A 13,163-nucleotide genomic window follows, 5' to 3' on the forward strand; every position below is an offset into this window, starting at 1 on the left:
CGGAACCGGACGGAGGGGACCGACCACATGCCCGCGAGCGGAGCTGTCACACGCAACACCTTGCGACAGCAGATCGCGGACGCGCTGCGTGACGAAGTGCTCGCAGGCCGTCTCGAACCGGGCCAGGAGTTCACGGTCAAGCAGATCGCCGAGCAGTACGGCGTCTCCGCGACGCCCGTGCGCGAAGCCCTCGTCGACCTCTGCGCGCAGGGCCTCCTCGACTCCGACCAGCACCGCGGCTTCCGCGTCCACCAGTACTCGATCGACGACTACCGGGGCATGGTCGAGGCCCGGATGCTCGTCGTCGACGGCATCTTCCGCCGCCACACGCCGCAGACCCCGCCCGCGGAGCCCGACGTGTCGTACGGCGTGGCGCTCGTCTCGATACGGCGCCGCGGCGAGGCCGCAGCCCGCGCCGCCCGCGCCGGGGACCTCGACATCCTCATCGGCTACGACATCCGCTACTGGCGCGAGCTGGGCCGCCTGGTCTCCGCCAACGACTACATCGCCGACTTCCTGCACCGGCTCCGCGTCCAGGCCTGGGTCTTCTCCGTGCCCTACCTGCGCTCCGAGCGGGACGTCCTCGGCTGGCTGTGGAACGGACACGTGGACCTGGTCGACGCGATCACCCGCGGCGACGCGGACGAGGCCGTCGCGCTCGTACGGGCCTACAACGCGCATTCGCTTGAGTGGGCCGACCGTCTGGAGGCGCGGGCCCGCTGAGCCCCCACCGGGTTGAGGTGCCGCCTCCTGGGGCAGGTCATCGGCGGGTGGGCGTCGTCGGCCGAGCCGACTACCCTGGCCGTCCCTGCAACTGACGGAGAGCGAGCCTCCCTTGGCCTGTGACCTGTGGCTGGTCCCCCTCGTCGACGTGCTGTGCCACAGCCCCGACAATCCCTTCGCCGAAGAGATAGCCGCCTACGACGCCGTGCTGACCGCCTCCGGCATGCCGACCGTCCCGGTCTACGCGTACATGCCGGGGCTCTCCGGCGACGTCGCCCCGGTCGCCGGCTTCGACTACGAGGCCCTGCACTTCCTGCGCCGCGCCTACCTGCTCCAGATGTGCGGACTGCCGGTCGAGCCCGTCGGCGAGCTCGGCGGGGACTACGAGCAGCTCCTGGAGATGTTCGAGGCGACCGCCCAGCAGTCCCACCTGGTCTGGCACTACGACCACGCCGGCGCGTACGTGCCGGTGGAGTTCCCGGTGCCGCTCGCCAACGACGAGCTCCTCGAAGGCGGCGGCCCGCTCGGCTCCTCGTACGGGCTGCTGCGCGAGCTGGAGTTCGTGGCACCGGCCATCGGCATCGACCCGGCGAACCCGCCCGCGGCCCCGCTGCCGCCGGAGCGGCCCACCACCCTGGAGGAGCCCGCGGAGGTGCCGTACGACGGCCACCCCTTCGCCCGGGAGCGGCACGTCTGGCTGGGGCTGCACGCGGCGGCGACCCGGAGCCTCGCCCAGGGGTCGATGATCATCCTGAGCTGACGGCGTCCTGTGCCCCCGGACCGGCCCTCAGCGGGTCTCCGGGGGCCGCTGGCGCGGCATGTTCGGCCGGGTGCCCGGCGGCAGCGGGAAGCGGCCGGACGGATGGGCCGTCTCCGGACGCGCCGGTACGACCCCGACCGACTGGAGCGCCAGCGGCGCCGGGCCCGAGCGGAACTCGACCATCCAGTCGGCGGTCTCCGCCCGTACCAGCTCCGTCACGTCCTCCGAGAAGCGGCGCAGCACGCCCAGACAGCGCTCGGCCGCCTCGCTTGCCGTGCCCTCCGTCGGGCCCAGGACCTCCCGGACGCTCTCCGAGGCCCAGTCGAACTGGAGCGCCTGCAGCCGGCGCTGCACGGCCTGCGCCGTCGCCACGTCCCTTATCCAGCCGGACGTCAGCCCGAAGTACCGGTCGCAGGCCAGGCAGGCGGCACCGAGCAGCAGCGACAGATAGCCCCAGCCGGCCGTGCCGGCGGCGACGCCGGTCAGGTCGAGCAGCGGGAGCGCGGCACCCGCGATCACCCCCACGGCCGTGCCGATCCGCAGGATCCGGGCGGCCCGGCGCTTCCAGACGCGGTCGGAGAGGTACCACTCGGCGGTGCGCAGGGCGTTCGCCTCGACCCAGCGGTACAGCTCGTCGAGCCGTTCGGCCGGCTCGCCCCAGTCGCCCAGGGGGAACGGCGTACCGGTCAGATCGCGGGTGACGTCTCCTCCGGGGGGCCCCGGCGGCTGCATCTCCGGCTGCTGGCTCACCGGGGGACTCCTCTGTTCAGCTCAGTGCTCATGTCCTTCTGTGACGTGCGGTGCACGTGGTGCCTGCCCTTCCTACCGCCGAATGGTGGGCGATGGGCCCGGAATCCCAGGATTTCCGCCCGCAAGAGGGTGTTGATCAGGTAGAGGAGCCCGCAGTTTCTCACTCGAAAGAGTTGCGTCGGCGCCCCGGTCGGCGACCACGTAGGCTCGGGATACCGACCTGTCGAACCTGAGGAGTGACCGTGATCCCCGGTGGTGGCCAGCCCAACATGCAGCAGCTTCTCCAGCAGGCCCAGAAGATGCAGCAGGACCTCGCCCGGGCCCAGGAGGAGCTCGCCGCGACCCTGGTCGACGGTCAGGCGGGCGGCGGCCTGGTCAAGGCCACGGTCACCGGCTCCGGCGAGCTGCGCGGCCTGGAGATCGACCCCAAGGCGGTCGACCCCGAGGACACCGAGACGCTCGCCGACCTGATCGTCGCCGCCGTCCAGGCCGCCAACGAGAACGCGCAGCAGCTCCAGCAGGCCAAGCTCGGCCCGCTCGCCCAGGGCATGGGCGGCATGCCTGGCCTGGGCTTCTGAGCTCTTCCTCCGGGCCCTGCTCCTGAGCCCCTTCTAAGGCTCGCTTCCAGCCACTACCGTAAGAATCAAGCACTCCCGAGAGAGGCGTTCCGTTGTACGAAGGCGTGGTTCAGGACCTCATCGACGAACTGGGCAGGCTGCCCGGCGTCGGTCCCAAGAGCGCGCAGCGGATCGCCTTCCACGTCCTCCAGGCGGAGCCCACGGACGTCCGGCGCCTCGCGCACGCCCTCCTGGAGGTCAAGGAGAAGGTCAGGTTCTGCGCGGTCTGCGGGAACGTGGCACAGCAGGAGCAGTGCAACATCTGCCGCGACCCGCGCCGCGACCTCACCGTCATCTGCGTGGTCGAGGAGCCCAAGGACGTCGTGGCGATCGAGCGGACCCGCGAGTTCCGCGGCCGGTACCACGTCCTCGGCGGCGCGATCAGCCCCATCGAGGGTGTCGGTCCCGACGACCTGCGCATCCGCGAGCTGCTCGCCCGGCTCGCCGACGGCGCCGTCACCGAGCTGATCCTCGCGACCGACCCCAACCTGGAGGGCGAGGCCACCGCGACGTACCTGGCGCGGATGATCAAGCCCATGGGGCTCAAGGTGACCCGGCTCGCCAGCGGACTCCCCGTCGGCGGCGACCTGGAGTACGCCGACGAGGTGACCCTCGGCCGTGCCTTCGAGGGACGGAGGCTGCTAGATGTATGACGACAGGGCCGGCGCGCTCGCCCGCGCGCTCTCAGGGAGGCTGCTCGATGTCTGATCCCACACTGCACTCCGTCACGCAGGACCCGGACGACTTCGCGGTCCAGATCGCCGACTCGATCGAGAGCTTCATCGTCGCGACGACCGAGGTCGCCAAGGGCGACGAGCCGGACAGCGCCGTGCCCTTCCTGCTCCTGGAGCTCTCCCAGCTGCTCCTCGCGGGCGGCCGGCTCGGTGCGCACGCGGACATCGTCCCCGACGAGCGGTACGAGCCGGACACGGGCCCGGAGCCGGACGTCGACGAGCTCCGCGAGCGGTTCGCGGTGATGCTGGAGCCGGTCGACGTCTTCTCCGAGGTCTTCGACCCGTACGAGCCGCGCAAGGCGCCGGTCCCGGCCCGGATCTCCGACAACCTCGCCGACATCGTCACCGACCTGCGCCACGGCCTCGCCCACTACCGCGCGGGCCGCACCAGCGAGGCGCTGTGGTGGTGGCAGTTCTCGTACTTCTCCAACTGGGGCCCCACCGCCTCGGCCACGCTGCGCGCCCTCCAGTCCCTCGTCGCCCACGTCCGCCTCGACCAGCCGCTGGCCGAGCTCGACGGCCTGGACACGGACGAGGACCTCACCGAGGACGACCTGGCGGAGGAGGCGGGCCGCGTGATGCTGGAGGAGATCGCGACCCCGCTGGGCCTGCGGTCCCTCAAGAAGTAGCGCCTTCGATCATCCGTACGAGGTGGCTGATGTCCTTCTCGTACGTGAACTCGCGCAGCAGCGTTCCCCAGCCGCCGTGGGGGGCGCGCTGCCACACGAAGGTGTAGAGGACGGGCAGACCGTCCTTCACCCGGTGCACGACGATCGAGCCGTACGCGCCGTACGTGCTGGTGGTGAGGAACGTCGCGTCGTCGACGGACTCCCCGACGCTCACGCCCCGCTCCTTCAGCGCGCGGAAGCGGCTCATGAACATGTCCTTCGTGAGGGTCAGGGTCAGGCCCTCCTCGTCGCAGCGGACGTTCTCGAAGGCGGGGTCGTACAGGGCGTCCAGCGCCTCGACGTCCATCGCGAGGCCGGCGTCCAGGTAGGTGCGCATCCGGTCCACCAGGGTCTGGTCCATGATCGGCTCCTCTGCTCTGTTCCTGCTCGGTCGATGTCCTCACCGTGGCGGAGGCCGCCGACAGATCACCGACCGATCACCGACCGGCGGCCGACGCTCACCGACGGGCGCGGCGTGATCATTCCCTGAGCGCCACGTCTCACCATCCGATATCACACGGGCGTTTCCGGGTCCCTCGATAGACTGAGCCGATCGCAGCGCCGGCTGCGGCACAGACTGAGCGAGGAGCGCACGTGGGCCTTGTCGTGCAGAAGTACGGAGGCTCCTCCGTTGCCGATGCCGAAGGCATCAAGCGCGTCGCCAAGCGGATCGTGGACACCAAGAAGGACGGCCATCAGGTCGTCGTCGTGGTCTCCGCGATGGGCGACACGACGGACGAGCTGATCGATCTCGCCGAGCAGGTATCCCCGATCCCTGCCGGACGTGAGTTCGACATGCTGCTGACCGCCGGAGAGCGGATCTCCATGGCCCTGCTGGCCATGGCGATCAAAAACCTGGGCCACGAGGCCCAGTCGTTCACCGGTAGCCAGGCAGGCGTCATCACCGACTCGGTCCACAACAAAGCGCGCATCATCGATGTCACGCCGGGCCGGATCCGTACCGCCCTCGACGAGGGCAACATCGCCATCGTCGCCGGATTCCAGGGCGTGTCCCAGGACAAGAAGGACATCACCACGCTGGGCCGTGGCGGTTCCGACACCACCGCCGTGGCGCTCGCCGCGGCGCTCGACGCCGAGGTCTGCGAGATCTACACCGACGTCGACGGTGTGTTCACGGCCGACCCGCGCGTCGTGAAGAAGGCGAAGAAGATCGACTGGATCTCCTTCGAGGACATGCTGGAGCTCGCCGCCTCCGGCTCCAAGGTGCTGCTGCACCGCTGCGTCGAGTACGCACGCCGTTACAACATCCCGATCCACGTCCGCTCGTCCTTCTCGGGGCTGCAGGGCACGTGGGTCAGCAACGAACCGACAGGGGACCTGAAGGTGGAGCAGGCCATCATCTCCGGTGTCGCGCACGACACCTCCGAGGCCAAGATCACGGTCGTCGGCGTGCCGGACAAGCCGGGCGAGGCCGCGGCCATCTTCCGTGCCGTCGCGGACGCCGAGATCAACATCGACATGATCGTGCAGAACGTGTCCGCGGCCGCCACGGGCCTCACGGACATCTCCTTCACCCTCCCCAAGGCCGAGGGCCGCAAGGCCATCGACGAGCTGGAGAGGGCGAAGACCGCGATCGGCTTCGACTCGCTGCGCTACGACGACCAGATCGGCAAGATCTCCCTGGTCGGCGCGGGCATGAAGACGAACCCGGGCGTCACCGCCGACTTCTTCAAGGCGCTGTCCGACGCGGGCGTGAACATCGAGCTCATCTCGACCTCCGAGATCCGCATCTCGGTCGTCACCCGCGCCGACGACGTCAACGAGGCCGTGCGCGCCGTCCACACCGCCTTCGGCCTGGACAGCGACTCGGACGAGGCCGTCGTCTACGGAGGCACCGGACGATGACCCCCCAAGCCGACGCTCGCGGTCGTGGGAGCGACCGGGGCGGTCGGCTCGGTGATGCTCCAGATGCTCACGCACCACGCGGACGTCTGGGGCGAGATCCGCCTTCTCGCCTCCCCCCGCTCGGCGGGCCGCAAGGCCCTCCTGCGGGGGGAGGAGTGCGAGATCCTCGCGCTGAGCGAGGAGGCCTTCGAGGGCGTCGACCTGGCCCTCTTCCTCGTGCCCGAGACCGTCGCCGCCCAGTGGGCGCCGATCGCCGTCTCCCGGGGCGCCGTCGTCGTGGACACCTCCGCCGCCTACCGCGGCGACCCCGACGTGCCGCTCGTCGTCCCCGAGCTCAACGGCCACGCCGCGCGGGTGCGCCCCCGGGGCATCGTCGCGGGACCCGGCTCCACCACCCTCGCGCTGATCGTCGCCGTGGGCTCCCTGCACGCCGAGTTCGGCCTCGCCGAACTGGTCGTCACCGCCCAGCAGGCCGCCAGCGGCGCCGGCGCCGGACAGGCGGGCGTCGACGCGCTCCGCGCCCAGCTCGGCCTGGTGGCCGCCGCCGGCGACCTGGGCACCCATCCCGGAGACGTACGCCGCGCCGTCGGCGAGAACACCGGCCCCTTCCCCGGCCCCCTCGCGCTCAACGTGCTGCCCTGGTCCGGCGCCCCCGGCGCCGACGGCGCCTCCTCCGAGGAGGACCACGTCCGCGACGAGACCCGCCGGATCCTCGGCCTGCCCGCCCTCCGGATCGCCGCCACCTGCGTACGCGTCCCCGTCGTCACCGGGCACTCCGTCTCCGTGCACGCCCGCTTCGAGCGGCCCGTCCCCCTCGGCCGCGCCCACGAGGTCCTCGCCACCGCCCCCGGCGTCGTGGTCTGCGACGACCCGGCCGCGGGCGACTTCCCCACCCCCGCCGACGTCGTCGGCACCGACCCCGCCTGGGTCGGCCGGATCCGCCGCTCCCTCGACGACGAGCGCGCCCTCGACTTCTTCGTCTGCGCCGACAACCTGCGCAAGGGCGCCGCCCTGAACGCCCTTCAGATCGCGGAATCCCTTGTCACGGATTTGTGTGATCTGTGAACGACCTGTGAGCAAAAAGGCGTCAGATATCACTTGAACTGCGGCGATGCCGTGTTCGACGATGCACTTCCCCCGTACTGCAACCAGAGGTGGGGCGGGGCGCGTCTCTGCGTGCACCCACGACCACCGTGTGGCGCGGGACACGCGGAAAGCGGGGCATCGGGGGAGAACGGTTACGCATGAGGACGAACAACCCGCCGTCGAAAAAGGCGGCGTACGCGTACAACCCTCTCCGGGTGAAGCGTGTCCAACAGGCGTGGCAGAGGTACTCGACATCACGACCATCGCCCCGCTGCGCGGCGCGGGCATGGCGGTGCTCCCCGTGCGGAGCGGCGCCGTCGTCCCCGTGCGCGGCTCCGCGGTCCGTCCGCTCCGGCGCCCGCGCGCACTCGGCGGCATGCCGGTGATCGCCCCCGTGCCCACCGGAGCCCGCACCGGCGGCGTCGACGGCATCCCGTCGCCCCGCAGGAGCATCGAGGCCGGACCGGCCTCCGGCACCACCGTCGACCACCTGACCGAGACCTACCGCGCCCACTACCGGTCGCTGCTCGGTCTCGCCGCGCTGCTCCTCGACGACACGGCCTCCTGCGAGGACGTCGTCCAGGAGGCCTTCATCCGCGTCCACTCGGCGCGCAAGCGGGTGCGCGAGCCCGAGAAGACCCTCGCCTACCTGCGCCAGACCGTGGTGAACCTCTCCCGGTCCGCGCTGCGCCGCCGCATCCTCGGCCTGAAGCTGCTGTCCAAGCCGATGCCGGACATGGCCAGCGCCGAGGAGGGGGCGTACGAGCAGCTGGAGCGCGAGGACCTGATCAGGGCCATGCGCGGACTCCAGCGACGCCAGCGCGAGGTGCTCGCCCTGCGGTACTTCTCCGACATGACCGAGGTCCAGGTCGCCGAGACGCTCGGCATATCCCTGGGTTCGGTGAAGGCGTACGGTTCGCGGGGCATCGCGGCGCTGCGCGTCGCGATGGGAGCGACGACATGACCGAGGTACCCGGCGGGGACGGCGTGGCCCACGAGAACCGTGACGGCGACGAGGTCCCCGCGCAGAGGCATGCGCCCGGAACGGCACGAGAGGACGACTCCTCCGCCTCCGCCTCCGCCTCCTCCGCTGCGGAGAAGCCTGATGCCCTGGATGAACGTGACGAGCTGAGTGGACAGCGCATGGTGAAGATCGAGCCCGGGCCCGGCGAGGGCGACGACGAGCTCGCGCTGCGGCGGCTCTTCCAGGACGCCGTGGGCGACCTGGAGCCCTCCCTCGGCTCGCTGGAGCACCTGCGCCGGGCCGTGCCCGCGCGGCGCGCCCGCAAGCGGCAGGCCATCGTCGGCGCCGCCGCCGCCGCCGTCCTCATCGGCACGGCCGTCCCCGCCTTCGTGCACGTCGCCGCCTCGGGCGGCATCTCCGACCCCAACGCGGCGAACGCCGCCCACGGCGAGCAGTCCCAGGGCGGCACCGGCACCGCGACCGGCGTCGAGGGCGGCCAGAGCTCCAAGGGCCCCGCGAGCAGCGTCTCGCCCAGCCCCGACCCCTCCGACAGCGCCTCCGGCAAGCCGCAGAGTCCCGGGCCCGGGGCCACCGGCAGCGGCGGCCCGCAGCAGTCGGCGGGCGGCGGCCCCGGCTCCACCCCACGGTGCTCCGCCGGCCAGCTTGCCGTCGCCCAGTCGGGCGCCGGCGGGATGGAGAGCGACGGCAAGGTGCACGGCACCTTCCGCATCGCCAACGTCTCCGGCTCGGACTGCGTGGTGGACGGCGCGGGCATCGTCTCCTTCGAGGCCCGCGGCGCGGCCGACCCGGGCAGCATCTCGGTCGTCCGGCACACCTCCGGCGACGGCAGCGGACTGCCCGACCCCTCGCAGGAGTCGTTCGCGCTCGTCCTGAAGCCGAACGGCAGCTACGAGGTGAAGTTCGCCTGGGTGCCGAGCGAGACCTGCCCGACGACCAGCACCCCGACGCCCACGCCGACCACCCCGACCGACCCGCCGGTCACCCCGACCCCGACGCCGACCCCGACGCCCACGCCGACGGACGACCCGACGAGCGGGGCGGGCGGCACCGAGACCGGCGGAGGCGCCGGCACGGAAGCGGGCACGGGCTCGGGCGCGGCGCCCCAGCTGCTCCTCGACGGCGGCCAGGCGGACGGCAGCATCGTCGTCACCCACACCGGGGAGTCGGGCGGCCCCACGGCCTCCACCGTCGTCACGAACGCCTGCGCCGGCACGATCTACCGCACGGGCGTCCTCCCGGGCTCCTGACCGTGCGCCGGCCTGGGGGCGGTCTGCCTGTGGGCGGGGAGGGGAAGCCCTCCGGGCCGAGTCCTCCGCCGCCGAGCCCTACAGGCCCAGCCCTGCGAGGACCGTCCTACGAGGACCGTCCTACGAGGTCCGTCCTACAGGCCGAGCGCCTCGTCGCGGGAGGCCTCCGCCTCGCGGCGGACGAGGCGGAACCACATGAAGACGACGAAGCCCGCGAAGACGAACCACTCCGCCGTGTAGCCGAGGTTCTGGAAGGCCTTCGCGTCCAGGCCCGTGCCCGCCGCGGCCGCGGCCGGGACCGGCGTGAGCCCGGCGGGGGAGTCCGCCAGGGTGATCCACGCGTCGTACACGTCGTCCGTGACCACGTTCACCAGGGACGCCGCGCTGATCATGCCGAGCTGGCCCTCGGGCAGCCCGCCCGCCGTGCGGACGCCCTTCGTGCCCGGGTTCTCCGAGGCCTGGAGCGCGCCCACCACCGTCACCTCGCCGGACGGCGGGGCGGGCGCCTTCGCGCCCGCGGGGAGCCAGCCGCGGACCACCGGCAGCGACCGGCCGCCGTCCGTCTTCAGCAGCGTCAGGACATACGAACCGGTGCGGCCGTCCAGCTCGCGGTCCGGCACGAGGAACTGCTCCCCGAACCGGCCGCGCGCCTGCGCCGAGCGGCCCGAGGTCTCCTTGTCCACCGGCAGCAGGGAGGCCAGCGGCTCGGCCTTCCGCGCGCTCGCGGGAGGCCGCTCCTCGGCCTCCCGGTGGGAGGCGACGCGGTCCTCGAACTTGCCGAGCTGCCAGGTCCCCATGAACACGCAGAACGGGATCGCGAGGAGGACGAAGACGTTGATCCCCCACCAGCGGGGCGTTCTCAGGAACCGGTACACGCCCCCACGGTACGCAAGCGGCCCCAGGCCCCCGCAGCCCGGGTCCCCGCGTCCCGCCCCGGCCGGCCGGGCTCACCTCAGGCCCCCGCAGTCCAGGTCCCCGCGTCCCGCCCCGGCCCGGGCTCGCCGTCAGGCCTGGGCGCCCCCCAGGTGTCTCGCCGTGAAGTCCAGGTCCAGGGAGACCTGCTTGATCCGCTCCTCCACCACCAGCGAGCCGTGGCCCGCGTCGTACCGGTACACCTCGTGGACCGCGCCCCGGGCCGCCAGCCGGTCGACGTAGTTGTCGATCTGCCGGATCGGGCAGCGCGGGTCGTTGACGCCGGCCGTCACGTGCACCGGGGCCTTCACCGCGTCCACGTACGTCAGCGGCGACGAGGCCGCGTACCGCTCGGGCACCTCCTCCGGGGAGCCCCCCAGGAGCGTCCGGTCCATCGCCTTGAGGGCCTCCATCTCGTCCTCGTACGCCGTGACGTAGTCCGCGACGGGCACGGCCGCGAGACCGACCGCCCAGTCGTCCGGCTGGGTGCCCAGACCGAGCAGCGTCAGGTAGCCGCCCCAGGAGCCGCCGGAGAGGACCAGGCGCGCCGGGTCCGCGAGGCCGCTGTCCACCGCCCAGGCGCGGACCGCCGCGATGTCCTCCAGCTCGATCAGACCGACCCGGTGCTTCAGCGCGTCGGTCCACTCCCGGCCGTAGCCCGTGGAGCCCCGGTAGTTGACCCGCACCACCGCGTACCCGTGGTCCACCCAGGCCGCCGGGCCCGACGCGAAGGCGTCGCTGTCGTGCCAGGTGGGGCCGCCGTGCACCTCGAAGACCGTCGGGAAGGGACCCTCGCCCTCCGCCGGGCGCTGCACGAGCGCGTGGACCCGGCCGCCGGGGCCGTCCACCCACACGTCCTGCACGGGCACCGACGGCGGCGCCTTCGGGCCGGGCGGGTCGAGCACGACACCGCCGGCCGTGGAGCGCACCACCGGCGGCTCGGCGGCCGAGGACCACAGGTACTCCACGGAGCCGTCCGGCCGGGCCGTCGCGCTCGACACCGAACCGGCCGGGGTCTCCACCCGCACCAGGGCGCCGGTCGCGATCTCGTACCGCCACAGCTCGCTGCGGGCCTCGAAGCCGTGCACGATCAGCAGCCCCGAACCGTCCGGGTACCACTCGGCCGACACGTCGCCCGGCAGGTCGAGCCGCAGGTCGGTCTCGGTGCCCGTCGCCACGTCCCACAGCATCGGCTCCCAGCGGCCGCGCCGCTGGTGCCCGACGAGCAGCCGGGTGTCCCCGGCCAGCGGGGCGAAGCCGAGGACCGTGAGCCCCAGCTCCTCCGTGCCGCCCTTGGTGTCGTCGAGCTCGGCCACCACGCCCGCGTCCGAGGCACGCAGCACGCGCAGCGCCGAGTGCATCGCGTCGCCGTGCTCGGTGTGCTCGATCGCGATCAGCGAGCCGTCGTGGGACAGGTCGCCGACGCCGGCCGACTCGCGGTGCCGGTAGATCTCGACGGGGGCGGCGGCCCCGGGCCGTACGAGATGGACCGTCGAGCCGTCCTCGTCCGTGGAGCGGCCCACCACGAGCGTGCCCTCCCGGCCGATGGCGAGCCCGGCCGGATAGGAGGGGGCGAGGCCGGGCACGGCCGGCTCGTCCGCGCCGCCCTCGAACGGCTGGCGCATCCACACCCCGAACTCGTCCCCGTCGGTGTCCGCGAACCACCAGATCGAGGCGCCGTCCGGCGACAGCGTGCCGTCCGTCGTGCCGTTCGGCCGGTCCGTGACCTGCCGCTGCCCGCCGCTCGCCCGGTCCCAGGCGTACAGCTCGTACGTCCCGGTCGCGTTGGACACGAAGAGTGAGCGGTCCGGGGCCTCCTCGGCCCACTCGGGCAGGGAGACGCGAGGTGCCCGGAAGCGCTGCTCCCAGACGGGGGTGTCGCTGTGCTTGCTCTCGGTAGTCATGGCATCCATCATGCTCCGCGCCGCCGACAATCGGGTCGCGTCGTCCGCAGCCTGTGGATAACCTCGCCGGCATGTACTCTCCGACGCCCGAGGACTGGCACGAGGCCAACCGCGCGAAGTGGGACGAGCGCGTCCCGATCCACGTCGCCAGCGCGTTCTACGACCTCGACACCTTCCGCGCGGGCAAGGACGCCCTGCGGGACTTCGAGCTCGCGGAGGTCGGCGACGTCACCGGCCGCTCGCTGCTCCACCTCCAGTGCCACATCGGCCTGGACACCCTCTCCTGGGCCCGGCACGGCGCCTCCCGCGTCGTCGGCCTCGACTTCTCCGAGCCGGCCGTCGAGACCGCCCGCTCGCTCGCCGCCGACCTGGGCCTGTCGCAGGACCGTGCCGCCTTCGTCGCCGCCGACGTGTACGACGCCGCGGAGGCCGTCCCCGACGGCTCGTACGACATCGTCTACACCGGCGGCGGCGCGCTGTGCTGGCTGCCGGACATCGAGCGCTGGGCGGAGACCGCCGCCTCCCTCGTCGCCCCGGGCGGCTTCCTCTACGTCTCCGAGTTCCATCCGCTGACCGACTCGCTCGACGACGAGACCGGCAGCCGGGTCGTGCACGACTACTTCGTCCGCGATCCGTGGGTGGACACCCACCCGGGGACGTACGCCGACCTCGACGCGGTCACCGTCCACAACCGCAGCGTGGAGTGGGTGCACCCGGTCGGCGAGGTCGTCACGGCACTCGCGAAGGCGGGCCTGCGCATCGAGTTCCTGCACGAGCACGACGCCTCGCTCTTCCCCCGCTACGGCGCCCTCCAGCGGCACGCGGACGGCTACTACCGCTTCCCCGCGGACCGCCCCCGCGTCCCCCTGATGTACTCGGTCAAGGCGTCCCGCCCGGCCTGACGGCGAGGG

Annotated in this window: 14 protein-coding genes; 10 read left to right on the plus strand and 4 right to left on the minus strand. The window is 72.5% G+C overall.

Going from position 1 to position 13,163, the window contains the following annotated elements:
* Window positions 1-27 precede the first annotated feature (27 nt).
* Window positions 28-723 carry a GntR family transcriptional regulator gene (locus ACZ7HT_RS09265; RefSeq protein ID WP_471161966.1) on the plus strand — a complete coding sequence of 232 codons (696 nt, stop codon included), beginning with the start codon at window positions 28-30 and terminating at the stop codon, window positions 721-723.
* Window positions 724-835: 112 nt separating this feature from the next.
* Window positions 836-1,483 carry a hypothetical protein gene (locus tag ACZ7HT_RS09270; protein WP_471161969.1) on the plus strand — a complete coding sequence of 216 codons (648 nt, stop codon included), beginning with the start codon at window positions 836-838 and terminating at the stop codon, window positions 1,481-1,483.
* A gap of 27 nt (window positions 1,484-1,510) precedes the next feature.
* Here ACZ7HT_RS09270 and ACZ7HT_RS09275 read toward each other — a convergent pair whose 3' ends face one another.
* Window positions 1,511-2,215, minus strand: a complete 705-nt coding sequence (locus tag ACZ7HT_RS09275; protein ID WP_471162194.1) for an SLATT domain-containing protein — start codon at window positions 2,213-2,215, stop codon at window positions 1,511-1,513.
* 260 nt (window positions 2,216-2,475) lie between these two features.
* On the opposite strand from ACZ7HT_RS09275, the gene ACZ7HT_RS09280 reads away from it, so the two are divergent.
* From ACZ7HT_RS09280 to ACZ7HT_RS09290, 3 genes are all read left to right on the plus strand, one after another.
* Window positions 2,476-2,811, plus strand: coding sequence for a YbaB/EbfC family nucleoid-associated protein (locus ACZ7HT_RS09280; RefSeq protein ID WP_352027127.1), 336 nt, complete (start codon window positions 2,476-2,478; stop codon window positions 2,809-2,811).
* Between the two features lie 92 nt (window positions 2,812-2,903).
* A complete protein-coding gene (recR, locus tag ACZ7HT_RS09285) occupies window positions 2,904-3,503 on the plus strand; it encodes a recombination mediator RecR (RefSeq protein WP_033202382.1) in 600 nt (199 codons plus the stop codon).
* Between the two features lie 47 nt (window positions 3,504-3,550).
* On the plus strand, window positions 3,551-4,213 hold the full coding sequence (locus tag ACZ7HT_RS09290) for a DUF5063 domain-containing protein (RefSeq protein ID WP_471161974.1): 663 nt from the start codon (window positions 3,551-3,553) through the stop codon (window positions 4,211-4,213).
* On the opposite strand, the gene ACZ7HT_RS09295 is transcribed toward ACZ7HT_RS09290, so the two are convergent.
* Window positions 4,203-4,613 carry a hypothetical protein gene (locus tag ACZ7HT_RS09295; protein ID WP_471161977.1) on the minus strand — a complete coding sequence of 137 codons (411 nt, stop codon included), beginning with the start codon at window positions 4,611-4,613 and terminating at the stop codon, window positions 4,203-4,205. The two genes, ACZ7HT_RS09290 and ACZ7HT_RS09295, sit on opposite strands and share 11 nt — an antisense overlap.
* 233 nt (window positions 4,614-4,846) lie before the next feature.
* Between ACZ7HT_RS09295 and ACZ7HT_RS09300 the strand changes: the two genes are divergently transcribed.
* The 4 genes from ACZ7HT_RS09300 (at window position 4,847) to ACZ7HT_RS09315 (ending at window position 9,436) form a co-directional block, all read left to right on the plus strand.
* Window positions 4,847-6,118 carry an aspartate kinase gene (locus ACZ7HT_RS09300; RefSeq protein WP_471161979.1) on the plus strand — a complete coding sequence of 424 codons (1,272 nt, stop codon included), beginning with the start codon at window positions 4,847-4,849 and terminating at the stop codon, window positions 6,116-6,118.
* 24 nt (window positions 6,119-6,142) lie between these two features.
* Window positions 6,143-7,183 (plus strand): aspartate-semialdehyde dehydrogenase, encoded by a 1,041-nt coding sequence (locus ACZ7HT_RS09305; protein ID WP_471161982.1) that lies wholly within the window; start codon window positions 6,143-6,145, stop codon window positions 7,181-7,183.
* A 256-nt stretch (window positions 7,184-7,439) separates the two neighbouring features.
* Window positions 7,440-8,168 (plus strand): SigE family RNA polymerase sigma factor, encoded by a 729-nt coding sequence (locus ACZ7HT_RS09310; protein ID WP_471161984.1) that lies wholly within the window; start codon window positions 7,440-7,442, stop codon window positions 8,166-8,168.
* Window positions 8,165-9,436 (plus strand): hypothetical protein, encoded by a 1,272-nt coding sequence (locus ACZ7HT_RS09315; protein ID WP_471161987.1) that lies wholly within the window; start codon window positions 8,165-8,167, stop codon window positions 9,434-9,436. Before ACZ7HT_RS09310 ends, ACZ7HT_RS09315 begins: the two co-directional genes overlap by 4 nt.
* Before the next feature lie 134 nt (window positions 9,437-9,570).
* Here ACZ7HT_RS09315 and ACZ7HT_RS09320 read toward each other — a convergent pair whose 3' ends face one another.
* Together ACZ7HT_RS09320 and ACZ7HT_RS09325 are read right to left on the minus strand one after the other, a co-directional pair.
* Window positions 9,571-10,311 (minus strand): SURF1 family protein, encoded by a 741-nt coding sequence (locus ACZ7HT_RS09320; RefSeq protein WP_471161990.1) that lies wholly within the window; start codon window positions 10,309-10,311, stop codon window positions 9,571-9,573.
* Window positions 10,312-10,440: 129 nt separating this feature from the next.
* Window positions 10,441-12,261 (minus strand): S9 family peptidase, encoded by a 1,821-nt coding sequence (locus ACZ7HT_RS09325; RefSeq protein WP_471161993.1) that lies wholly within the window; start codon window positions 12,259-12,261, stop codon window positions 10,441-10,443.
* Between the two features lie 62 nt (window positions 12,262-12,323).
* Here ACZ7HT_RS09325 and ACZ7HT_RS09330 point away from each other — a divergent pair, with 62 nt between their 5' ends.
* Window positions 12,324-13,154: a class I SAM-dependent methyltransferase gene (locus tag ACZ7HT_RS09330; RefSeq protein WP_471161996.1), complete on the plus strand. Its 831-nt coding sequence runs from the start codon at window positions 12,324-12,326 to the stop codon at window positions 13,152-13,154.
* Window positions 13,155-13,163: the final 9 nt, after the last annotated feature.

The organism is Streptomyces sp. NPDC037410, from assembly GCF_055602235.1.